The 24,260-nt window shown below is 29.5% G+C and carries 20 protein-coding genes; 11 read left to right on the forward strand and 9 right to left on the reverse strand.

The window, feature by feature from the left end; genetic code table 11:
* The first annotated feature begins 418 nt into the window (after positions 1-418).
* The gene (locus Lupro_RS13710; RefSeq protein WP_227807435.1) at positions 419-871 is read left to right on the forward strand and encodes a glycosyltransferase; all 453 of its coding nucleotides are present in this window, start codon (positions 419-421) and stop codon (positions 869-871) included.
* Here Lupro_RS13710 and Lupro_RS08785 read toward each other — a convergent pair.
* Positions 839-1,888 (reverse strand): sensor histidine kinase, encoded by a 1,050-nt coding sequence (locus Lupro_RS08785; RefSeq protein WP_068208876.1) that lies wholly within the window; start codon positions 1,886-1,888, stop codon positions 839-841. The genes Lupro_RS13710 and Lupro_RS08785 overlap by 33 nt on opposite strands.
* On the reverse strand, positions 1,878-2,579 hold the full coding sequence (locus Lupro_RS08790; RefSeq protein WP_068208877.1) for a response regulator transcription factor: 702 nt from the start codon (positions 2,577-2,579) through the stop codon (positions 1,878-1,880). Before Lupro_RS08790 ends, Lupro_RS08785 begins: the two co-directional genes overlap by 11 nt.
* Positions 2,580-2,836: 257 nt before the next feature.
* Between Lupro_RS08790 and Lupro_RS08795 the strand changes: the two genes are divergently transcribed.
* Both Lupro_RS08795 and Lupro_RS08800 read left to right on the forward strand, forming a co-directional pair.
* A complete protein-coding gene (locus Lupro_RS08795; RefSeq protein ID WP_158499559.1) occupies positions 2,837-3,628 on the forward strand; it encodes a T9SS type A sorting domain-containing protein in 792 nt (263 codons plus the stop codon).
* Between the two features lie 74 nt (positions 3,629-3,702).
* A complete protein-coding gene (locus Lupro_RS08800) occupies positions 3,703-4,419 on the forward strand; it encodes a 3'-5' exonuclease (protein WP_068208881.1) in 717 nt (238 codons plus the stop codon).
* Here the strand turns inward: Lupro_RS08800 and Lupro_RS08805 are convergent.
* Together Lupro_RS08805 and Lupro_RS13715 are read right to left on the reverse strand one after the other, a co-directional pair.
* Positions 4,416-6,275 (reverse strand): ABC-F family ATP-binding cassette domain-containing protein, encoded by a 1,860-nt coding sequence (locus tag Lupro_RS08805; RefSeq protein WP_068208886.1) that lies wholly within the window; start codon positions 6,273-6,275, stop codon positions 4,416-4,418. The genes Lupro_RS08800 and Lupro_RS08805 overlap by 4 nt on opposite strands.
* Positions 6,276-6,357: 82 nt before the next feature.
* Positions 6,358-10,770: a GEVED domain-containing protein gene (locus tag Lupro_RS13715; protein WP_068208889.1), complete on the reverse strand. Its 4,413-nt coding sequence runs from the start codon at positions 10,768-10,770 to the stop codon at positions 6,358-6,360.
* Between the two features lie 396 nt (positions 10,771-11,166).
* Here Lupro_RS13715 and Lupro_RS08815 point away from each other — a divergent pair, with 396 nt between their 5' ends.
* Genes Lupro_RS08815 through Lupro_RS08825 form a run of 3 tightly spaced genes read left to right on the forward strand, consistent with a single transcriptional unit; the run spans position 11,167 to position 14,183 of the window.
* Positions 11,167-12,186 (forward strand): tetratricopeptide repeat protein, encoded by a 1,020-nt coding sequence (locus Lupro_RS08815; protein ID WP_068208891.1) that lies wholly within the window; start codon positions 11,167-11,169, stop codon positions 12,184-12,186.
* A complete protein-coding gene (gene lolB1 / locus Lupro_RS08820; protein ID WP_068208894.1) occupies positions 12,187-12,963 on the forward strand; it encodes a lipoprotein insertase outer membrane protein LolB1 in 777 nt (258 codons plus the stop codon).
* Entirely contained in the window at positions 12,963-14,183 is a 1,221-nt protein-coding gene (locus Lupro_RS08825) for a murein hydrolase activator EnvC family protein (RefSeq protein WP_068208896.1), read from the forward strand. The genes lolB1 and Lupro_RS08825 overlap by 1 nt, the downstream gene beginning before the upstream one ends.
* A 13-nt stretch (positions 14,184-14,196) precedes the next feature.
* Here the strand turns inward: Lupro_RS08825 and Lupro_RS08830 are convergent, their stop codons facing one another.
* Both Lupro_RS08830 and Lupro_RS08835 read right to left on the reverse strand, forming a co-directional pair.
* Complete coding sequence (locus tag Lupro_RS08830) at positions 14,197-14,706, reverse strand: acyl-CoA thioesterase (protein ID WP_068208898.1); 510 nt, start codon at positions 14,704-14,706, stop codon at positions 14,197-14,199.
* A 65-nt stretch (positions 14,707-14,771) separates the two neighbouring features.
* Positions 14,772-15,701, reverse strand: a complete 930-nt coding sequence (locus Lupro_RS08835; RefSeq protein ID WP_068208906.1) for an HU domain-containing protein — start codon at positions 15,699-15,701, stop codon at positions 14,772-14,774.
* 95 nt (positions 15,702-15,796) lie between these two features.
* Between Lupro_RS08835 and dprA the strand changes: the two genes are divergently transcribed.
* Both dprA and Lupro_RS08845 read left to right on the forward strand, forming a co-directional pair.
* Complete coding sequence (dprA, locus tag Lupro_RS08840; protein WP_068208909.1) at positions 15,797-16,900, forward strand: DNA-processing protein DprA; 1,104 nt, start codon at positions 15,797-15,799, stop codon at positions 16,898-16,900.
* 344 nt (positions 16,901-17,244) lie between these two features.
* On the forward strand, positions 17,245-17,841 hold the full coding sequence (locus Lupro_RS08845) for an HAD family hydrolase (RefSeq protein ID WP_068208916.1): 597 nt from the start codon (positions 17,245-17,247) through the stop codon (positions 17,839-17,841).
* Here Lupro_RS08845 and Lupro_RS08850 read toward each other — a convergent pair.
* The 3 genes from Lupro_RS08850 to mfd are packed head-to-tail and all read right to left on the reverse strand — an operon-like array spanning position 17,838 to position 22,356.
* Positions 17,838-18,206 (reverse strand): hypothetical protein, encoded by a 369-nt coding sequence (locus Lupro_RS08850; protein ID WP_068208918.1) that lies wholly within the window; start codon positions 18,204-18,206, stop codon positions 17,838-17,840. The two genes, Lupro_RS08845 and Lupro_RS08850, sit on opposite strands and share 4 nt — an antisense overlap.
* A 5-nt stretch (positions 18,207-18,211) precedes the next feature.
* Positions 18,212-19,072 (reverse strand): DMT family transporter, encoded by an 861-nt coding sequence (locus Lupro_RS08855; protein ID WP_068208921.1) that lies wholly within the window; start codon positions 19,070-19,072, stop codon positions 18,212-18,214.
* Positions 19,069-22,356: a transcription-repair coupling factor gene (mfd, locus tag Lupro_RS08860; RefSeq protein WP_227807502.1), complete on the reverse strand. Its 3,288-nt coding sequence runs from the start codon at positions 22,354-22,356 to the stop codon at positions 19,069-19,071. The genes Lupro_RS08855 and mfd overlap by 4 nt, the downstream gene beginning before the upstream one ends.
* Positions 22,357-22,544: 188 nt before the next feature.
* Between mfd and Lupro_RS08865 the strand changes: the two genes are divergently transcribed.
* From Lupro_RS08865 to Lupro_RS08875, 3 genes are all read left to right on the forward strand, one after another.
* The gene (locus Lupro_RS08865; protein ID WP_068208927.1) at positions 22,545-22,985 is read left to right on the forward strand and encodes a tellurite resistance TerB family protein; all 441 of its coding nucleotides are present in this window, start codon (positions 22,545-22,547) and stop codon (positions 22,983-22,985) included.
* A 62-nt stretch (positions 22,986-23,047) separates the two neighbouring features.
* Entirely contained in the window at positions 23,048-23,482 is a 435-nt protein-coding gene (locus tag Lupro_RS08870; RefSeq protein WP_068208930.1) for a TerB family tellurite resistance protein, read from the forward strand.
* Positions 23,483-23,596: 114 nt separating this feature from the next.
* Positions 23,597-24,229, forward strand: coding sequence for a hypothetical protein (locus tag Lupro_RS08875; protein WP_144439126.1), 633 nt, complete (start codon positions 23,597-23,599; stop codon positions 24,227-24,229).
* Positions 24,230-24,260: the final 31 nt, after the last annotated feature.

A 24,260-nucleotide genomic window follows, 5' to 3' on the forward strand; every position in this document is an offset into this window, starting at 1 on the left:
TAATATTAAGTATTCTAATAAAGGGAAAAACTTACTAATTAAGTTATTTTTAAGTATTCCTTCAGTAATTTCAGCAGTTAAAAAAGAACGAAAAACAGTTAATTTATTAATTGAAACAGAAGGTATTACTGGAATTATTTCAGATAATAGATTTGGAGTTGTAAGCTATAAAATACCTTCGGTATATATAACTCATCAACTACGAGTATTATCAGGATTAACTACTTTTTTTACTTCAAAAATACATCAAAAAATAATTGAGCAATTTAATGAATGTTGGATTCCAGATATTGAAAATAAATTTAATTTTTCAGGTGATTTAGGACATATAGACAATCAAAATATTAATATTAAGTACGTAGGGTTATTAAGTAGATTTAAAAAGGAAAATTTAGCTATTAAATACGACTTATTAGTTTTGCTGTCTGGTCCAGAACCTCAACGAACATTGTTAGAAGTAAAACTATTATTAGAATTAAAAAGTTATAAGGGGAATATACTTTTTGTTAGAGGAACATTATTAAATTTAGCTAAAATAACCAAACCAGCGAATTTTAAAGTAATTAATTATTTACTATCAGAAGAATTAGAAGAGGTTATTAACCAAAGCAAGGTAATATTAGCACGTTCAGGGTATTCAACAATTATGGATTTGGCAGTTTTAGGTAAAAAAGCTTTTTTTATTCCTACTCCCGGTCAATTTGAACAGGAATATTTAGCCAATATTTTAAATCAAAAATTAATAGCACCCTTTGTTACACAAGAAGAATTTACAATTGAACACTTAAAGAGGTTAGATGAATTTTCGGGATTTCAGCTACAGAAAATAACTTTTAAGTTAGATTTTTTCAAGCTTTTCGAGGGTAAATGAAAATTCAGAACCTTTTTTAAATTTACTTTTAACAAAAATCTGTTCGTTATGAGCTTCAATAATATGCTTAACTATTGAAAGCCCTAAGCCAGATCCTCCTTGTTCTCTAGATCTACTTTGATCTACTCTGTAAAAACGCTCAAAGAGTCTTGCTCTATGCTCTTTTTTTATACCCTCTCCATTATCGGTAATTTTTACAATAATTTTATCTTTTTTAAAATGTTCTACACTTACTAAAGTAACACCATTAATTTTTCCATATTTTATTGAATTAACCAATAGGTTTGTTAGCACTTGTTCAATACGTTTAATATCGCCTATAACCATTATGGGGTATTCATAATGTTTATCAAAAAATAAAGAAATATTTCTTTTTTTAGCTTTCATTTCAAGTAAGTCAAACACATTTTGAATTAACTCAATAATGTTAAAAGATTGTTTGTTTAAATCTAAATCTGCCGATTCTAATTTAGAAATCAAGTCTAAATCTCTTACTATTTCAATAAGCCTATCAACACCTTTGTTGGCTCTTTCTAAGTATTTTTGACTAATTTTTTTATCGTTTATTGCACCATCAGCTAATGTTAACAAGTAACCTTGGACAGTAAATAAAGGTGTTTTTAACTCGTGAGAAATATTTCCTAAGAATTCACGGCGATAACCTTCGCGAAGAGTTAAACTTCTAATTTGTTGTTGTTTTAATTCAGCAAATTTTTGCACTTCCTTTGAAAGTGTTTCAACATCTGAAGTAATAGGTGTTTTGTTAAAATCAGAAGAGTCTAAAAGAGATACGCTATTATATATTTTTTTTATACGTTGAAAAATAAATTTTTCAAGTCTGTATTGTATTATTAGAAAAGTAAATACGAAAACAACAACTAAATAGAATAATATGTATGTTGGTTTAATTAAAATATTAGAAAATGAATAGGTAAGTATAAAGAGAATTATCGAAGTGAAAAAAGTGATGTAAAATGATGACCAAAAAGCAAATGTATATGTTTTTTTAATTTTCATCAATTACAAATTTATACCCAACTCCTTTTACAGTTTTAAAATAATTATCACCTATTTTTTCACGTAGTTTTCTTATATGTACATCTATAGTTCTTCCGCCAACCACAACTTCATTTCCCCAAACACGATCTAAAATATCATCACGCTTAAACACCTTATCTGGTTTTGAAGCTAATAATGAAAACAATTCAAATTCTTTTCTTGGCAGCGAAAGTTTTTTACCGTCTTTAATTACCACATATTCTTCTCTGTCAATAATAATACTACCAACACTTACTTTATTATTTAAAGAAACAGGAGTTTTATTTAAATTAATTCGGCGTAACAAAGCGTTAATTTTACTCACTAATAGCTTTGGTTTTATTGGTTTTGTAATATAGTCATCTGCTCCAACATTAAAACCAGCTACTTGCGAATAATCTTCTCCTCGTGCTGTAAAAAATGTAATTAGAATATTTTCTAACCCTTTAGTATTTCTTATTTTTTCACAAGCCTCAATACCATCCATTTCTGGCATCATTATATCTAAAATTATTAAATGAGGAATTACTTTTTTAGCAATTTCAACGGCTTCAACACCATTTTTAGCTGTAAAAATTTGATAACCTTCATTTTTTAAATTGTACCCAACAATTTCTAAAATATCTGGTTCGTCATCAACTAATAATATTTTGATTTCAGAGTTTTTCATTTAGAATAAATATAATATTCAAAAGTACACATAAAAAATGATTTCTAGTTAAAGTTAGTAAATTTCAGGTATTTATAACAATTTAATAACTCTAACATTACAATTTTATAACCCTAATCTTACAGTCTGTTAGTTGTTTTATGCGTTTTGTTAAGTTAATACAATATTTGGTTTACATTTACGTTAATGGCGTTTTTTTAGCAATTTTTTTATTTATTTTTGATAAAAATTAATCGAAACTACTAATAAATAAAACTATGAAAAAAAACTATTTTCTTTTAGTCATGTTTTTTATGACCACATTTTGTTATACACAAACAATTTTTATTAATGAGATTCATTATGATAATACTGGTGCAGATGTAGATGAAGGATTTGAAATTTCAGGGCCTGCAGGCACTGATTTAAATGGGTATACGGTTGAACTGTATAATGGAAATGGAGGAGGCTCTTACGATACAGTTAATTTATCGGGAATTATACCAAACCAGCAAAATAATTTAGGGACGCTTTGGTTTTCCGTTACTATATTGCAAAATGGATCACCTGATGGATTGGCACTAATAGATAGTGATGGAACAACAGTAATTCAATTTCTAAGTTATGAAGGTGTTATTACCGCAACTGATGGCCCTGCAAACGGCATGTCATCAACTGATATTGGAGTTTCGGAGGGTAGTTCTACCGCTATAGGAGAATCTTTACAATTGATTGGGGAAGGATCTCAATATTCTGATTTTACTTGGACTGGCCCAATTGCTGCAACTAATGGTCTAGTAAATACAGGGCAAACATTACCTGTTACTAGAAACCAAATAATTGGTTTTGCAATGTATCCAAACCCAGTAAGTGACGGTAAATTTGTTATTTCTTCAAATAGCGGAGAAAATAAACAAATTGAAATTTATTCTATGATAGGTAAACGAGTGTATACCAAAACAGTTAAAGCTAATGAAATTATTGATATTGTTAATTTAAATTCAGGAATTTATTTGCTACGAGTTCAAGAAAATAATAAAATTGCTACTCGTAAATTAATAGTTAACTAACTAAATTACAACATATTTTCAAGGAGCATCTCAATTTTGAGATGCTTTTTTTATTATATTTAACGAAAAAAACTATGAGCGCGAAAATAAATTTTGAAAACATCCTTTTTTTAGATATTGAAACAGTACCTGAAGTAGAAAATTTCACAGATTTATCTAAAGAAAAACAAGAATTATTTACGGTAAAAACTCAGTATCAACGAAAAGAGGATTTTTCTCCTGAAGATTTTTATGAAAAGGCTGGTATTTGGGCTGAATTTGGCAAAATTGTATGTATTTCTGTTGGGTATTTTACTAATTTTAATTCTGAAAACAGGGTTTTTAGAGTTACATCTTTTTATGGCGAAGAAGTAGATATTTTAATTAATTTTAGAGACTTGTTAAACCGTCATTATAATAAACCTCAACATATATTATGCGCTCATAACGGAAAAGAATTTGATTTCCCATACATTGCACGTAGAATGATTATTAATCAAATTAATTTACCAGAAAAACTAAATTTATTTGGTAAAAAACCTTGGGAAATACCTCATTTGGATACTATGGAGTTATGGAAGTTTGGAGATTATAAACATTTTACTTCTTTAAAGCTACTAACTTCTATTTTAGGGATTCCCTCTCCAAAAGACGATATTGAAGGGAGTGAAGTAAGTGCGGTTTTTTATAAAGAAAAAAACATTAAACGTATTGTAAAATATTGCGAAAAAGACACTATTGCAGTTGCACAGTTATTATTGCGCTTTAATAATGAAGCACTAATTGATGATTTAAATATTATAAATGTTTAATCATTTATTTTTGCAGAAAGTTCAAACCAACGCTCTTCGTTTTTATCAATTAGAGTATTTATTTTTTGAAGTTCAACGGATAATTCATTAATTTCTGTACCGGTTATTGCTTCTTCTAAAAATTTAGTTTCAATTTCTTTTTTCTCAGTTATCAACTTTTCAATGACACTCTCAATAGCTTCGAGTTCTTTTTTTTCTTTAAAAGATAATTTAATTTTGGTTGAAGTATTTACACGTGAATCTACTTTTTGTGTTTGAGTGCTATGTTCTTTAGGTTTTGAATCTTCATAAGCTCTATAATCAGAATAATTTCCCGGGAAATCTTCAATTTTACCCTCACCTCTAAATATAAATAAATGATCCACTATTTTATCCATAAAATACCTATCGTGAGAAACGACTAATAAACAACCAGGAAAATCTAATAAGAAGTTTTCCAATACATTTAATGTTATAATATCTAAATCGTTTGTTGGTTCATCTAAAATTAAAAAATTTGGGTTTTGAATTAAAACAGTACATAAATATAGTCTTTTACGTTCTCCACCACTTAATTTTTCAACAAAATCGTATTGTCTTTTTCTATTAAATAAAAAGCGTTCTAGCAATTGAGCTGCTGAAATTTTTCTTCCTTTTGTTAACGGAATATATTCGCCATATTCTTTAATAATTTCAATAACTTTTTGACCAGGTTTTGGGTTGATACCATCTTGCGTATAATACCCAAATTTTATGGTTTCACCAACTACAACTTTACCGCTATCAATAGGTAATTTTTGAGTTATAATATTTAAAAAAGACGATTTTCCTGTACCGTTTTTACCAATAATTCCAATGCGTTCACCACGCTTAAAAACGTATTCAAATTTATTTAAAATTTGTAAATCTCCAAACGATTTTGAAATGCTATGTAATTCTAAAATTTTAGAACCCATGCGTTCCATATTTATTTCTAATTGAACTTGATGATTGTCTCTTCGTTTATGGGCTTCTTCCTTAATTTTATAAAAATCGTCAATTCTAGATTTAGATTTGGTGGTTCTAGCTTTTGGTTGTCTCCTCATCCACTCTAATTCTTTAGAAAATAAATTTTTAGCTTTAGAAACAGAAGCCTTTTCAACGGCAATACGCTCTTCTTTTTTTTGCAAATAATAAGAGTAATTGCCTTTGTAAGTGTAAAATTCACCATTGTCTAATTCAACAATTTCGTTACAAACTCTTTCTAGAAAATACCTATCATGGGTAACCATAAACAGGGTTATTTTTTCTTTTTTAAAATAGTTTTCTAACCACTCAATCATTTCTAAATCTAAATGATTTGTAGGTTCATCTAAAATTAATAAATCAGGTTTATGAATAAGAATTACAGCTAAAGATAAGCGTTTACGTTGACCACCAGAAAGCGAACTCACCTTTTGAGATAAATCCTCTAATTTTAATTTAAATAATATTTGTTTGTACTGTGTTTCAAAATCCCAAGCATTGAGTTGTTCCATTTTTTCAAAAGCTTGTTGATATGCTTTTTCATCAGAAGGATTTTTAAGTGCATGTTCGTATGCTGAAATTACTTTTAATGTATCATTATCTGAATTAAAAATAGTTTGCTCAACCGTTAAATTATAATCTAAATTTTCTTCTTGAGATAAATATTCAATTTTTAACCCTTTTCTGGAAATTACTTGCCCAGTATCTGAACTTGCAACACCTGCAAGTATGTTTAATATTGACGTTTTCCCAGCGCCATTTTTTGCAATAAAAGCAATTTTTTGATCTTTATTTATTCCGAAGGAAATGTCACTAAAAAGTTCTACTTCTCCAAATGCTTTTGATATGTTTTCAACCGACAGGTAATTCATTCAATCTAAATTTTGACAAAGCTACATAAAAAAACCTGAGAATAAACTCAGGTTTTTTTAATCATTTTACTAATGTGTGAAGTTATTGTTTTACGAATTTTTTGGTAGTTATATTAATACCATCATTGATGTTAATCAAGTATACACCCGATTTAAGTTTACTAACATCAATTGCTCCTGTAATGCTTCCAGATTTTACAGTTTGACCTAAAATATTAGCAATAATATAAGTTGCTTTTGTACTGTTAGGCACTATAATTGTTAAGAAGTTCCCTTTTACAGGGTTAGGATATATTGAGATAGTAGAATTAATTGTAGTTGCAGCAAAATTAATAGCGGCCGCTCCAATTACAACGGTATAATCTTCTACTTCTCCATAAGTAAAGGTTTCACACTCGGTAGGAATAGCATTGTATTTCATAGAAACACGCATTCTTGTACTTCCTGCAGTTGCAGTTGCAGGAATAGTAAAAGTACCACTTACCGGAGTTGTTTTTGTGGCTACATTAGACCATACTTGCTCACCAGCATCAGCAAAATCACCATCTTGGTTGTAATCAATCCAAACGCTATACCCTTCGCTATATACAGTAGCTGTCCAAGTTGGAGTTATTGTAATAGTTACCGTTCCAGAAATATTGGTTGAAAGTGCTGTGAAATCACTGTAACCATTTCCGTTTCCAGATGCATTATTTATGGTTCCAATTTGTACATTCCCAATATACTCATCAGTTACAGTAGTTCCTTTAGAAGCACAATATGTCAATGCTTGATTTAAAGTGGTAATAGTTGCGGTATTACTACTTACAGAATTGTTTCCTGCAGCATCTTTTGCTGCTACAGTAAAACTGTACGAAGTAGCAGGAGTTAATCCTGTTGCTTGGTATGTAGTACCTGTAACTGAAGCTAAAAGTGTTCCGTTTTTATATACATCATAACCAGTTACAGCTACATTATCAGTAGCACTAGACCAAGATAAATCGGCTGTAGTTGCTGTAGCATTACTAGCTGTTAATGTTGGTGCAGTTGGAGCTTGAGTATCTACAACAGCATCAATTAAGTTAATCGTATAATCTTCAACTTCACCATAAGAGAAGGCTTCACATTCTGTAGGAATAGCATTGTATTTCATAGAAACACGCATTCTTGTACTTCCTGCAGTTGCGGTTGCAGGTATGGTAAATGTACCGCTTACAGGTGTTGTTTGAGATGCTGCTTTAGACCATATTTGTTCTCCGGCATCGGCAAAATCACCATCTTGGTTGTAATCAATCCAAACGCTATACCCTTCACTGTACACAGTAGCTGTCCAAGTAGGAGTAATAGTTATTGTAACAGAAGTACCTTTGTCAAGATCTGTTGAAATAGCTGTAAAATCACTATACCCGTTTCCATTACCTGAAGCGTTGTTTATAGTTCCAATTTGCACATTTCCAATATATTCATCAGTTACGCTATTTCCTTTTGAAGTACAGTAAGTAACTGTTTGGTTTAACGTAGTGATAGTAACGGTATTACTATCAGCAGAAATATTACCGGCAGCATCTTTAGCTCTAACTGTAAAGTTATATGTTGTTCCAGAAGTTAACCCTGTTGCTTGATATGTAGTACCTGTAACTGAAGCTAAGAGCGTTCCGTTTTTATATACATCATAACCTGTTACCGCTATGTTATCAGTAGCACCAGACCAAGACAGATCTACTGTTGTAGTGGTAGCATTGCTGGCTGTTAATGTTGGAGCAGTTGGCGCAGTTGTATCGACAGTTGTGGTAGTAATGGTTGCAGTATTACTATCAGCAGAAATATTACTGGCAGCATCTTTAGCTCTAACTGTAAAGCTATATGTTGTTCCAGAAGTTAACCCTGTTGCTTGGTATATAGTACCTGTAACTGAAGCTAAGAGCGTTCCGTTTTTATATACATCATAACCTGTTACCGCTACGTTATCAGTAGCACCAGACCAAGACATATCTACTGTTGTAGTGGTAGCGTTGCTGGCTGTTAGTGTTGGCGCAGTTGGCGCAGTTGTATCTAAAGGAGTAACTGAAGCCGCATTACTACCAACAGAAACATTGCCAGCAGCATCTTTAGCTTTTATAGTAAAACTATACGTAGTTCCTAGTGTTAACCCTGTTGCTTGGTATGTAGTACCTAGAATTGAAGCTAAAAGTGTTCCATTTTTATATACATCATAACCAGTTACAGCTACATTATCAGTAGCACTAGACCAAGATAAGTCTACCGTAGATATAGTAACATTACTTGCAGTTAATGTTGGCGCAGTTGGAGCTTGAGTATCTGCAGTAGCGTCAATTAAGTTAACCGTATAATCTTCAACTTCACCATAAGAGAAGGCTTCACATTCTGTAGGAATAGCATTGTATTTCATAGAAACACGCATTCTTGTACTTCCTGCAGTTGCGGTTGCAGGTATGGTAAATGTACCGCTTACAGGTGTTGTTTGAGATGCTGCTTTAGACCATACTTGTTCTCCGGCATCGGCAAAATCACCATCTTGGTTGTAATCAATCCAAACGCTATACCCTTCACTGTACACAGTAGCTGTCCAAGTAGGAGTAATAGTTATTGTAACAGAAGTACCTTTGTCAAGATCTGTTGAAATAGCTGTAAAATCACTATACCCGTTTCCATTACCTGAAGCGTTGTTTATAGTTCCAATTTGCACATTTCCAATATATTCATCAGCAACACTATTTCCTTTTGAAGTACAGTATGCCACAGAGTTATTTCCGTATTCTAATCCTACACCAACAGCGTAAAAAGAATTTGTAGTTGCTATTACTTCGGGAGAACCAATTCCATATAAATCTTCGGCAGATTGAATACCGAAAGTTCTAGCATCAGCATACGTAGAGTTGGCAGACATATATGTGCTTTCTATTCTGAAGGCTATTTGTGCAGCTTTATCTATACCAATACCTGTAACACTATAAACACTTCCTATATCATTTGTGCCAGATTTTCCAACAGATAAGATATAAAACCAGTGATTTAATACACCAGAATTGGTATGAACACCACAATAATCATTTGTTGAAGAAGGCGTACAGTTTGGATTTATCCAGTTAATACCTCCATAAGTATCAGGTTGTCCTTCAGCTTTTGGGTTACTCATAGATCGTAAAGAAGCACTTGTAGTTCTTCTTTCTATATCTTCACCAATTAACCAAATAGATTTTTCAGGAGCAGCAAAAGACTCAACAGATGCAGCCCAAATATCAGAAAAAGCTTCGTTCATTGCTCCAGATTCTTTTTGGTAAGCTAAATTTGCCGTATTTGTACAAATTGCATGTCCAATCTCGTGCGCTGCAACATCTAAAGATGTTAAAATATCAAAATTTCCGTTGCCAACAGTCCCGTCAGAACTGCCATCACCGTAGGTCATTCTAGATCCATCCCAAAAGGCATTATCATAAGCTACATTGTAGTGGATATAACTATTTATAGCTGCTCCAGCACCATCAAAACTATTTCTGTTATGTTTAGTAAGCCAGTAATCGTAAGTCATTTCAGCTCCCCAATGTGCATCTAATGCACCATTGTCTTTTGCGGTATTATCCCATTCAGCAGCCGTCCAATTATTATCGTTGTCTGCAAAATCAACAGCTGAGGCATAGTTGGTACTTTCATTTAAGTCGTAAGTATGCACTCCATTACCTCTAGTGTTATCGCTTAAAATATAACCACCTGTGCCGGTTACAGTTTCAATACTTCTAGTACCACTATATCTTGTTGCGGCACTTCCTACAACTAAAATTTTATCAGCAATGTTAACTGTTTTTTCTTTTAAACCAGCTTTTTTATATTTCTTACCAAATTTATTAACATGTTTAATAATAGAGTTGTAAAATAAAATATCGCCATTTTTTGCATCGACATATACAAAACCTCTACTAATAGGTTGAGTAGCATAAATATCAAATTTAAAAGCCAATTTATCTTCTTTTTTACCAATAAGATAACCCGGTAATATTACAAGTTCACCTTCAGGTTTTTTATAATTAATAAGTCTGGCATTTCTGGTATCTTGCCACATATAGGAAGATGCACCAATACTTGCAATAGCCCTTTGTAAAGCTATTCCTTTAGAAATTTTAGGGGTAATATTTAAGTTTTCAATTTGGTAAAACTCTCCTGAAAGAGATTTAATTTCACCATTTTTGATATGAACTATAGGAGTTGCAAAATCTACTTTAATATTTTTGTAATATTGTTGATATCTATCGTGTGTAAAACCCAACTTATCACTTTCACTTTTGATAAAAATAATTTTATCTTCACCCCTTTTGTTTAAATGCTCTTTAAATAAAAGGTCTTTTTGGTTAGCTCTATAAACTTTGCCGAGTTTAACTCTTAATTGGCTAGGTTTGGCAATTGGAACTAATTCTTTTTTTTGCGCATTAATTTGGCCTATAAATAGGAAAAAACTAATAAAAATTAATAGCAATTTTTTTTGAAAATAATTTTGTTTCATATTTTAATAAATTTAAGAATTAATAATAGAGTATAAATATAATTAAAAAAACCATTTACTATAAAAAACCAACCATTTATTATAAAAAATTAACCGTTTATAAGTTTTAAATATTTAATTTTAATCTTTTTTAAAGCTCTACACATTAATTTACAATGGTATTAATTTGTATTTTTAAACAGCGTACTAAAAACCACAAATAAAGTAAGGATAAATCCTACTTTAAAAAGATTAGTATTTAAAGGTATTTGCTAATAGTAAGAAGTAAAATTATTTTTTTATCACCACTATAATTTTAAATAACCAGAAGTATAAACGTAGTTGATTTTTTAGGATGTTAAACTACAGACAATAAACTAAAAAGAAACCTTTTATGTAGGTTTTAATATGTGAATTATGGTAAAAATATACAGATTTTATATGGTTGATGTTAAAGAATTGTATATTGCACATTGTATGAAAAACAAAAAATTTGAGAACTATTTGTTGGTTGTAATTATGTTAATTTCAAACTTTTCTTATGCGCAAAAAATGGATAATATTGAAGAAAAGAATTTGAATTTCCAATCCTATTTTTTTGAAGCATTAAAACAAAAAGCAATTAAAAATTACAGTAAAGCAATAGTGAACTTAGAACAATGTTATGAAATAGATTCTTTAAATATTGCGGTAGATTTTGAGTTATCAAAAAACGAATTATTATTAAAAAATTATGCAGAAGCTATTTTTTTTATTAATAAAGCATTGGAAAAAGAACCTAAAAACAGCTATTTATTAAAGCATAAAGTAGCAATTTATAAAGCTCAACGTAATTTTAAGGATGCTATTGAAATTCAAAAAAGAGTTGTTGAAATTCAACCAAATAACATAGATGAATTACTACTACTCTATTTTCAAAATAAAGACTATATAAAAGCTGAAAAATTAATTACTGAAATAGAAAAAAAAGCATTTTCTACTCAAAGAATAAAGAGCTTAAAAAAATATCTTGAAAATATAAAATTACTTAAAACAACAACAAATATTAAAATAAAACCATCTCTAAAAGATATTGATATTAAAATTTTAAAAGTAGCATACAACCAAAATAAAAATTATAAAATATTGGTAGAAATTTTAAAAAGAGAAGTTAAAAATGAACTTTTTGAGGCTTTGTATAATGATAGTCAACAAGCATTAGAATTATTTCCTGCGCAACCATATTTATATAAAATGAATGGTTTAGCATTGAATAAACTCAGAAAATATAATGAAGCAATTAACGTTTTAACTCTTGGCATTGATTTTGTAATTGACAATACAATTATGGAGGCAGATTTTTATGAAGAACTTTCTAAAAGTTACAAAGGGCTAAATAACATGAATAAAGCTTTAAAATTTATGCAAAAGGCGAAAGATTTAAGAAATCAAAATTAAATGAAGTACAATTTAAAAATAGCAATATTAATTTTATTGGTTATTACTTCTTGTAAAACAAATAAAAAAGTTATTAGTACAAGTAGTGTTGCTAAAATTTCAACAAAAAAAATAATTAGTAAACACTATAGTAATGATTTTAATCAAAAAACAATAAATGCTAGATTAACAGTAAGATATAGAGATAAAAATACAGCTATAGCCATTGGTGTTAAATTGCGCTTAGAGAAGGATAAAACAATATGGATGAGCGCTACAAAACTAGGAATACCTATAGCTAAAATTAAAATTACTCCAAATAGAGTGGTTTATTATGAAAAAATAAAAAGAACTTATTTTAATGGAGATTTTTCGTTATTAAGTAAATGGTTAGGCACAGAGTTGAATTTTAAAAAGGTTCAAAATATATTATTGGGTCAGGCTGTTTTAAATTTAAAAAAAGGAAAATATAATTCTAAAATAAGCGGTAATTTATATCAATTATCTCCAAGAAAGAAAAAGGAGTTATTCGGAATTTTATTTTTTATAAATCCAACTAATTTTAAATTAAACAAACAAGAAATTCACAGTCCCAAAAAGAAGCAATTATTATCAGTTTCTTATTCAAATTACAAAGAAATTAACGAAGAGCAATTTCCTAAAAATATTAAGATACTAGCTACGGACAACAAAAATTTAACAACAATAAAAATGGAGTATCGTTGGGTTGAGTTTAATAAAAAGTTAACATTTCCATTTTCAGTGCCTAGAGGGTATAAAGAAATTAAATTAAAATAATGAGGTGTAAATTACAGTACGTTTTTTTTATTTTTATACTAATATTTAGCATTGATGTTTCTGCTCAAAAAACAAAACGTCAAATACTTGAAGCGCGCAGAATTCAGAATAAAAAAGATCAAATTTATATCAATGCACTTCTTTCAAACACTAAAAGAAAAGAGAAAAATTTACTAAACGAGTTAAAAGATTTAAAGGCTAAAATTAAATCAAGAGAAAATTTAATTTCAACAATAACAAAAGAATCTAATGAGCTTGCAAATGAAATTTATTTAAATCAATTACAAATTAATAAAAACAAACGAAATTTAGAGCTTTTAAAAAAGAATTATGGTGATATGATTTTTCAATCATACAAAAGCAAATCTCAAAATAGTAGAATTATGTTTTTGCTATCATCAGAAAACTTTTATCAAGGATATAAGCGTTTTCAATATATGAAACAATACGCTTCATTTAGGAAAAAGCAAGGAGAAGAAATTCAGGCTAAAATAGCGGAGCTAGAAGTTTTAATAGATACATTATTACATAAAAAAGAGTTAAAACAACTTCTTTTATCTGAAAAAAAAGAAGAACAATTAGCTGTTGAGAAAGAAAAGAAAGAGCAGGAGAATTTATTAAGTCGAGTTAAGAAAAAAGAAAATAAATATAAAAGACAGATTCGGAAATTTCAAAAAGAAGAAGCGCGTATTGATGCACAAATTAAGAAAGTAATTAAAGATGCAATTATTGCTTCAAATAAAAAAACAGGTAAAAAAACAAGCAAATCTGCGGTGTTTAAACTTACAGCAGAAGCAAAAGAATTAGCATCAAAATTTACATTAAATAAGGGGAAATTGCCTTGGCCTGTAGAAAAAGGATATATTTCAACATACTATGGAAACCAGCCAAGCCCCATTAATAAAGCTACAATTATAAGAAGTAATGGTATTAGAATAACTACCAATGAAGGTAGTAAAGCTAGAGCTGTTTTTGATGGTACAGTATTTAATATTTTAGTAATGTCTGGGAATAAAAAAATGATTTTAATCAAGCACGGAGATTATATAACAGGATATAAAAATTTAGAAAGCGTTTTTGTAGCAAAAGGAGATAAGGTTAGCACCAAACAAGAAATAGGCGCAATTTTTACAGATAAAATTACTGGAAAAACAATCTTGGGATTCTTTTTACTAAGAAACACAACATATGAAAACCCAAAAAAATGGATTTATAAATAATAATTTTAAATTGCTAATTTGTGAAAAGTGCTTTCAATTCTGTAGCATCTACAGGGCTCATTTTCCCCGATAAAATTAAGCTTAATTGTTTACGTCGTAAAGCACCTTCATAACGTTCTTTTTCAAGTTTTGTTTCTGGTTTAATTTGTGGTACGGCTACAGGAGAGCCCGTTCTATCAACAGCTACAAACGTGTAAATACCTTCATTTACTTTTGTTCGTTGTTGAGACTCTCTATCTTCAACCCAAACATCAACATAAATTTCCATAGAAGATTTAAATGCACGGGAAACTTTAGCTTCAATAGTAACAACGCTTCCAACAGGTACGGCTTTGGTAAAAGCAACATGATTTACTGAAGCAGTTACAACTATTTTTCGTGAATGACGTTGAGCGGCAATACTACAAGCTCTATCCATTCGTGCTAATAACTCACCACCAAATAAATTCCCTAATGGATTGGTTTCACCTGGTAAAACCATATCGGTTAAAATGGTTAAAGATTCTTTAGGTGCTTTTATCATTTCTTGATGTTTTTCCGCAAATATATGGCTATTTTATCAAAAAAAAGATAATATTTATAAGTGTACTAATATTCTTTTACAAGCAACCAAGCAGCTTTAGATTCAGTTTCTTTAATAATTTTCAATTTGTTTATTGCTTCCTTTTTTGAATTAAAGCTTCCGAAGGCAACAGGAGTTAAATTCCATTTATTAACACCTAAAATTTGAGCATTAAAGCCTTTTTGTATTAATTGTTGTAATTTTTTTTCAGCATTTTCTGGTTCTCTAAATGCTCCGGCTATAATGTGGTAATTGTTAACTTTTTTTGTAACATTTAATGTAATTGCTGGTAGTGGGTTATCAATTATAAAAGTAGCTTCCTGTATCGTTTTTTCCACATTTTGTTGTTGTTGTTCACTTTGAGCAACTAAATTATTGTATTCAATTTTTTGATATTCTTTCCATCCAACAGTTCCTAATGTAAACAGAATAACTGCAGCTGCAGCATATTTAATAAAAACAGGTGTTTTAGAGTTGTTTTCTTCATTGTGAAATATTGGAGCTGCTGTTTCTAGTTGTTTCACTTTTTCTTGATAAACAATACGCTTTATGGCTGGAGAAACAAAAGAAGTCAACCCAAATGAAGAGGTTAAATAATTAATATTGGCGGGCTCAAAAATTAGTATTTTTTCTTCATTTAAATGAAATGAACCTATATTTTCTAATTCAAGTTCTTCATTTTTTAAAGATAATTTCCAATTTTTAACTTCATTTTCAATTTCTAAAACGGCTTCAGTATATGAAAGGTTTTTAGCAGTAGCTATATAATTTGCCAATAACCCATCATTATTTTGTAAGTGTGAATTAAAGGTTAGTTGCTTAGAAGGAGCATAAAAAGTATGTGTAAAGTTATTTACTTTAGCTGAAATTTTGTTGGTTATAAACCCACCAAAATTGGGCACAATTACACATTCATACCGGTATAATAAATTATTTATGTAGTTAGCTAAAGTCATCAAAACAAATATAGAAAAAACCACTATAAAAATTACAGAGAAGTATATTTTTTATTAACAAATATTTTATATCTTGAAACTCAAATTGTTAAAAAATGCTTGAAGAAGAATTGTTGTACGTTTTAGCGTTACAGCGGGTAAAAGGTATAGGTGACATTAATGCAAAAAAGTTAATTTCTCACTGTGGAAGTGCTAAAAATGTACTTACTGAAAAAAGAAAAACACTTGAAAAAATTAACGGAATAGGTTCTGTAATACTTAAAAACTTATTAAATTCTACAAACTTAAAGGAAGCAGAAAAAGAGCTGAAATACATTCAGGAAAATGCGATTGAAACATTTTATTTTACCGAAAAGAAATACCCAAAAAGATTAAAACATTGTGTAGATGCACCTATCTTATTTTTTAAAGAAGGAAATTTCCAATTAGAGAACCAACCAATTATTAGTATTGTTGGAACTAGAAAAATTACTAGTTATGGAAGAGATTTTTGCGAGAAATTAATCTCAGATTTAAAGGAATACAATCCAATTATTGTAAGTGGTTTTGCTTATGGTGTTGATATTTGTGCACATAAAGCAGCTTTAAAAAATAAGTTACAAACCATTGGTGTTTTAGCACATGGTTTTGAAGAAGTGTATCCAAAATCGCACAAAAAATATGTTTCTGAGATTAATAAAAATGGAGGTTTTATAACTGATTTTTGGCATAATGATAAATTAATACGTGAAAATTTCTTAAAACGAAATAGAATTGTTGCAGGTATATCTGAAGCTACAATTATTATTGAATCAGCAGAGAAAGGAGGTTCTTTAGTAACAGCAGATATTGCAAACTCATATAGTAGAGATGTTTTTGCAGTTCCTGGAAGAAGTACAGATATTTACAGCAAAGGGTGTAATAGTTTAATTAAATATAATAAAGCGGCAATACTAACTTCAGCAAAAGATATTGTAACAATGTTAAATTGGGAATTAGGATTGAAACAGCCAAAAACTATTCAAAAACAATTATTTGTAGAACTTACAGATATAGAACAATTAATTTATACTTTTTTACTAGAAAACGGTAAAGAATTGTTAGATTTAATTTCGTTGAATTGTAAACTACCAATTCATCAAACAACAACTGTTTTATTCAATTTAGAAATGAAAGGAGTGGTAAAACCACTACCCGGAAAACTATTTGAGGCTGTTTAAATTTCTATTCTTAAGTTAAGAGCAATTATTGAAAACATCAATTCGAAGTATAAATTTTAAAACTTGGAGAGAGTAGATAGTGTGCCTTTTCCGTCTATAATTTTTATAATTGCTAATCTAAAGAAGAATTTTTGTGTAGTAAAACGGAACAGAGCTAGAATATTTTTAGGGAAAGAGGCGGTTGATGCAATTGCAATGTATTGAGAACCTTTTTTAACATTAACTTTTCTATTCTAGATATGATTTTCTATTGAAAATTACTTGAACTTACGAAAAGTTATTCTCAAAAATTAATAGTATTCAATGGTTTATTATGAGTATTTTTGCCACATAAATTTACATTTATGATTGAAATCCCAAAACAAGCTGAAGGACTTATTTTTGATTTAGATGGTACAGTTGCCAATACTATGCAAAATCATTTTTTATCTTGGCGAAAAGCTGTTATGCCTTATGGAGTAGATTTTACGGCCAAATTATTTAAGTCTTTAACCGGAAAACCAAGAGAAGCTACAATCTTAAAATTGAATGAATTATTTGATACAACAATGAATCCTGAAGAAGTTGGGAATGTAAAAGCAGCCCATTTCAAAACATTGGTTGATACCACAAAAGAAATTGCTATAGTAGCAGATGTTGTTAGAAAATACCACAACATTTTACCAATGTCTATTGGAACAGGAAGCACTAGAAATGGTGCCAAAAAAACCTTAGAAGTAATTGAAATGTCTCATTTTTTTGATATAGTTATCACAGCCAATGATATTGAAAATCCAAAACCACACCCTGAAACATTTTTAAAATGTGCAGAATTAATGGGTGTTCATCCAATGAACTGTGTTGTTTTTGAAGATGGAATTTTAGGAATTCAAGCAGCGAAAGAAGCAGGAATGATGGTTGTAGATGTGAATGATTATTACAAAATGGAATTCACCATTTAAAATTGAGAATTTAGCCCTGTCTCCCATTCATCTAAAAAAGCAACAATTTCATCAATAAACTCTTGTGGTTTTTGAGTTCTATTTATGGTGCAATGCAATATAATTTTACTTCTTTCAGGGGGAAATCCAGTTGTAATTGTCCATGATAATGCATTTGGACAGTCTAACAATGTGAAACGAACTCCTCCATTTATTTTATTGTAACTAATTAAAAATTCACCCCAAAGTGTTGCACCGCTAAAGTTTGAATTTTTATTTTCTAAAAAGAACATAGACTCTGTAAATTTATCAAGTGTTTGAGGGTTCACCTTATCTTGAATTATTTTTTGAGAAACCTGTTTATCAATAATTCTAAAAAATTCCATAACTATTATTTTTTGTTTGAATTTATACTTTCTATAACTACGGTAGTAAGAATTAAAAAACCACCAATTAATGTTTTTCCCAAAGGTATTTCATTTAATAATAGCACCCCAAATAAAATTCCGTAAACTGGCTGAATACTACTCATAATACTGGCGGTACTAATAGAAAAATTTTTAAAACTCATTACAAATAATGTGTGTCCAATAGCTGTTGTTACTAAGGCTAAAACTATTAAGGCTTGCCAATCGTTATTTGTTGGATTAGCTTCAAAAATAAACAATGCAGGCCATAAAACTAGTGTAATAATTATCATTTGATAAAACATTAGCATTGAGCCGTGATAGTGAGCAACTTTCTTTTTCATTAATATATTTCGAATTGCATAAAAAACAGCTGAAATCAATCCAAAAAGAACTCCCTTTGTGTGGTTGTTTCCAAGATTAAAACTAGGAGATAAAAAGTATATACCAATTAAAACAACAAACCCTAAAAAAACATGTTTTTTATTCAATTTTGTTTTAAAAAACAGCGGTTCTAATAGTGCTGTAATTACGGGATAGGAAAATAAAGAAAGCATACCAATAGCAACATTTGAAAGTTGTAGTGCATAAAAATAAGTAATCCAATGAGCTCCAAACAGCAGTCCGCTTACAAAAATGGTTAACCAATCTTTTTTATGTTCAAATTTTAAATTTATTTTTTTATACCAAATATATGCGCCTAAAATTATTGAAGCAAACAAACATCGTAACCAAATAGTAACAGGGGGAGGCATTGAAATAAACCGCCCTAAAATACCAGAAGTGCTTACCAAAAGAACAGCTACGTTTAACTCAGCTATATGTTTTATATGTTGGCTTTTCAAGTGTTTATTTTTTGAAGTATTTCTAAAGCTTTATCAATAGAGTTAATTTTAATAAAGGTTAATAATAAACGCAAACCATTTTTTGTTTCTTTTTCCTTCATTATACAAATTGATGAATTTTGTTGAACAAATTGTAAAATCTTGGTGAAAGTAGCTGTTTGGTAATATGAACTTTGTTGGTTTGAAACAAAATAGCCAATCATTCTATTTTGTTTTAGGATAAGACGTTCTAAACCTAAATGTTTTGCAATCCATTTAATACGAACACTATTTAATAAATCTACAACTTGTATAGGAAGTTCTCCAAAACGATCAATTAATTCGAGTTCAAAATTTTGTAATTCTTTTTCCGTTTTAAGTTCTCCTAATTTGTTATATAAACTTAATCGTTCTGAGATAATATTTATATAATCGTCAGGAAATAAAATTTCAAAATCGGTATCAATTTGAATTTCTTTTACATATTCTTTAGGTTTGTTAGAGGAATCTTTATACAACTCTTTAAACTCGTTTTCTTTAAGTTCTTCAATAGTTTCATTTAATATTTTTTGATAGGTTTCAAAGCCAATATCATTAATAAATCCGCTTTGTTCACCTCCTAATAAATCGCCAGCACCTCGAATTTCCAAATCTTTCATTGCGATGTTTATCCCACTTCCTAAATCGGTAAATAGTTCAATTGCCTGAATTCTTTTCCGAGCTTCATCAGTCATATTGTGGTAAGGAGGCGTTATAAAATAACAAAAAGCTTTTTTATTAGATCGACCAACTCTACCACGCATTTGGTGCAAATCGGACAATCCAAAATTGTTAGCATTATTTATAAAAATTGTATTGGCGTTTGGTACATCTAATCCGCTTTCAACAATGGTAGTTGAAACCAATACATCAAACTCATTATTAATAAATGACAACATTAATTGTTCTAATTTTTTACCTTCCATTTGTCCGTGTCCAATACCAATTTTTGCATCGGGGACTAAACGTTGTAACAAACCAGCAACTTCTTTAATGTTTTCAATTCTATTATGAATAAAAAACACTTGTCCGCCACGTTGTATTTCGTATTGTATAGCATCTCTAATAGTTTCTTCAGAAAAACGAACAACATTACTCTCAATAGGGTGACGATTTGGCGGAGGCGTATTAATTACAGATAAATCGCGCGCAGCCATTAGGGAAAATTGTAAAGTTCTTGGGATTGGGGTAGCTGTTAAAGTAAGCGTATCAACATTTTCTTTAATGGTTTTTAATTTGTCTTTTACAGCAACACCAAACTTTTGTTCTTCATCTACAATTAGCAATCCTAAATCCTTATATTTTATGGCAGCGTTTGTTAATTGATGTGTTCCAATTACAATATCTACACTTCCTTTTTCTAATCCCTCTAAAACTCCTTTTCGTTGTTTTGCAGTTCTAAATCGGTTTAAATAATCTACAGTAACTGGAAAATCTTTTAATCGCTCACTAAAAGTTCTAAAATGTTGATAAGCTAAAATAGTAGTAGGTACTAAAATAGCGACTTGCTTGCCATTATCCACCGCTTTAAAAGCAGCCCGAATAGCAATTTCTGTTTTCCCAAAACCAACATCACCACAAACTAATCTATCCATAGGTTGTTCGCGCTCCATATCATTTTTAACATCTTGTGTAGCGGTGGATTGATCAGGCGTATCTTGATACATAAAACTTGCTTCCAGTTCATTTTGCATATAACTATCAGGATTGTATTGAAATCCTTTTTGCATTTTTCGTTTTGCATATAATTCAATTAAATTAAATGCAATATGTTTAATGCGCGATTTGGTTTTTTGTTTAAGTTTTTTCCAAGCACCTGAGCCTAATTTGTACAACTTAGGCGTTTTCCCATCTTTACCGCTGTATTTAGATATTTTATGAAGAGAATGAATGCTGATATACAAAATATCTCGATCTCCATAAATTAACTTGATGGCTTCTTGTTGTTTTCCTTCAACATCAATTTTTTGTAAACCACCAAATTTTCCAATACCGTGGTCAATATGAGTTACATAATCACCAATTTCAAGATTTGTTAGTTCTTTTAAGGTGATAGCTTCTTTTTTTGCGTAGCCATTTTTTAAACGAAATTTATGATAACGTTCAAAAATTTGATGATCTGTATAACAAACTAATTTATTTTCAACATCAATAAAACCTTGATAAATAGGAAATACAATGGCTTTGTATTCAATTTCCTCTTCTACATTATTAAAGATATCATGAAAACGTTCTACTTGTTTTTGAGAATCACAAAACAAATAATTTTTAAATCCGTTTGCTGTATTTTCTTGAAAATTACGAATTAATAAATCGAAATTTTTATTAAAAGAAGGTTGAGGTTTTGTGTTGAATTGAATAATGTTAAACGGAACTTGATTCAGTAACTTTTGATGAGATTCTAACTCATTTTTAGTTTGGCGGCTATTTAAAATTTCAATTAACGTGAAATTTTGCAATTGATTTTTTATAATTGTTCCTTCACAAAACAACGCATTTGGTTTTGCATGGTTTAAAATAGAATTTAGCTCGGCATAAGCTTCTTCTGCTTTTTTATAGAATGAATCTAATCTATTTACTAAAAAGTCAATATTTTTTGTAAAAACGATAGTTTTAGAAGAAATATAACTTAAAAAACTTTCTCGTTTTTCGGTTAATGCCTTGTCTTCAACATTAGGCATTATACTAATTTTTTTAAGCTTATCAATAGATAATTGAGTTTCAATATCAAATGTTCGAATACTATCAATTTCATCTCCAAAAAATTCAATTCTGTAAGGTTCATCATTTGAAAAAGAAAACACATCAATAATACCACCACGAACCGAAAACTCTCCAGGTTCACTAACAAAGTCAACCCTATTAAAGTTATATTCAAATAAAACTTCATTTACAAAATCTAGGCTTAATTTATCATTAAGGCTTAGTTTTAAAGTATTTCTATTTAACTCAGCTTTGGTTACAACCTGTTCAAATAAGGCTTCAGGGTATGTAACAATAATAGCAGGAGTTTTACGAGAATTAATTCTATTTAAAACTTCTGAACGCAATAAAACATTGGCATTGTCAGTCTCTTCAATTTGATAAGGTCTTCTATAAGAGCCAGGGTAAAAAAACACATCTTTTTCAGGTAATAATTGCTCTAAATCATTTAAATAATAGGCAGCTTCTTCTTTATCATTTAAAATTAAAAGAAAAGGTTTTCCAGCTTTTTTGAAGCTCTCAGAAATAACAAAAGATAATGACGACCCTACCAAATTCGCAATTTGAAAATGGTGATTTGTTTTTGATAAGTGTTGAACTAATTGTTTTTTTTGAACAATTAGTTCGTAAATTTTGGTAATGTGTTGTTTGCTCAAAAGTTGCAAATTTTGCCAAAGGTAATATTTTAATAAAAACTCGAAAAAATTTAAGTATAAATTCTTAAATTTATAGAAACCAAAAATTATAAATTATGACGGATAACAATTTATACCCAACCAATACGCATGACCAGCATATTGCTCATTTCGCTTCAATTGTAAGAATTGCTTTAATTGATAATAAAATTGATAAAAAGGAACGCAAACTTTTAGAAAAATTAGCGAGAAGGTTAGGCATTGATAAATTAGAATTTAAATTAATTTTAAAGAATCCTAAAAAATATCCTTTAAAATCTCCTGTAAGTTATGAAGAGCGTTTGGAAGAATTGTATGACTTAACAAAGATGTTATTAATTGATAGAAATCCAACAATTGATAAAATTTCATTACTCGACAGAATTATTATAGGTTTAGGATTTCATCTCAATAATGTGAAAAAGATAAGAAAAGAAGCTATTAAGTTTTTCTTAAAAGAGCCTGATTTGGAAGATTTTAAAAAGGCTATTAAAAAAGCAAACCCAATGAAACACTAATTTAATTTTAAAATGTAAATATTTATTGAGTTTACCTATATTTGCCCTTTAAAATAAAAAAGATGGCAATATCAGATTATAATTTAAGTGGTGAGCAAAAAAGAAATATAGCACATTTTGCAAGCATTGTAAAATTAGCATTAGCCGATAATGTTATTACAGAAGGTGAAGAGGAAATGCTAAAAAGATTAGCTAAACGGTTTCACATTTTAGAAGATAAATACAATGAAATAATAGAAACTCATGAAAAATACCCTGTAAACACACCTCATAGTTATAATGAACGTATAGCGCACTTATATGATTTAGTGAAAATGATTTATGCTGATAATGAAGTTTCAGGAGAAGAAGCAGTTGTTTTAAGAAAAATATGTGTTGGCCTTGGATTTCCTACTGATAATGTTGAAAAAGTTGTAGATGAAGCTATTCATTTAGTTTTAAATGATAATGATTTGGAAGAGTTTACAAAGGCTATAAAACAGGCAAATAAGATATAGAAATACACTGTTTTAAAATTTTTAAAGTATTTTATTACCTTTAATAAAATTTTTTTGCATATTTAACGTTTGAGAATGTTAAAACATAAACCCCCGACACAAGACACAAAAACTATGAAATATTTAGTCTGTAAAAAAATATTGCTAATTTTTTCAATATTATTTTTAGTTAGCCAAATGCTTTATTCGCAGAATGAAGATGATAGATGGATTTTTGGAATAGGTTTTAACGCTGTTGATTATTTCCCAACCAATGTATACGGAAATGGGAATCCTGATGGATTTTTTAATGAAATAACAAATGCTGAAGACCATTGGAATATTGGTGGTCCAAAAATTAGCGCTACCCGCTATTTATGGAATAAACTTTCTGCTGAAGGATCTATTTCTTTTAATTCTATCACTAAGTTTGGAGAAAAAATAGTACCAAAAGTTACCTATATTGGGATTGATGTTAATTTACAGTACAATTTTATGAATCCTTTTAGTGATTTTTCAATTTTTGCTTTAGCAGGAGGAGGTTATACTTTTGCATTTTACAGTGGAGGAACCGTTAATTTTGGAGCAGGATCAAAGTATTGGTTTGGTGATAAATTTGGGGTAGGTGTGCAAGGTATGTATAAGTACAATTCTGAAGATTATAGATTATCTCCTCATTTTTATTATTCGCTTAGTTTAATTTATAGGTTAAATGGAAATGGAAGAAGTAAAAAATTCTTGTGGAGAGATGGGGCAAATTGCTTTTAAGAATATTTAAATTACTAACTTGCATTAACAA

It is taken from the genome of Lutibacter profundi (assembly GCF_001543325.1).
In the GTDB taxonomy this organism is placed as follows: domain Bacteria; phylum Bacteroidota; class Bacteroidia; order Flavobacteriales; family Flavobacteriaceae; genus Lutibacter; species Lutibacter profundi.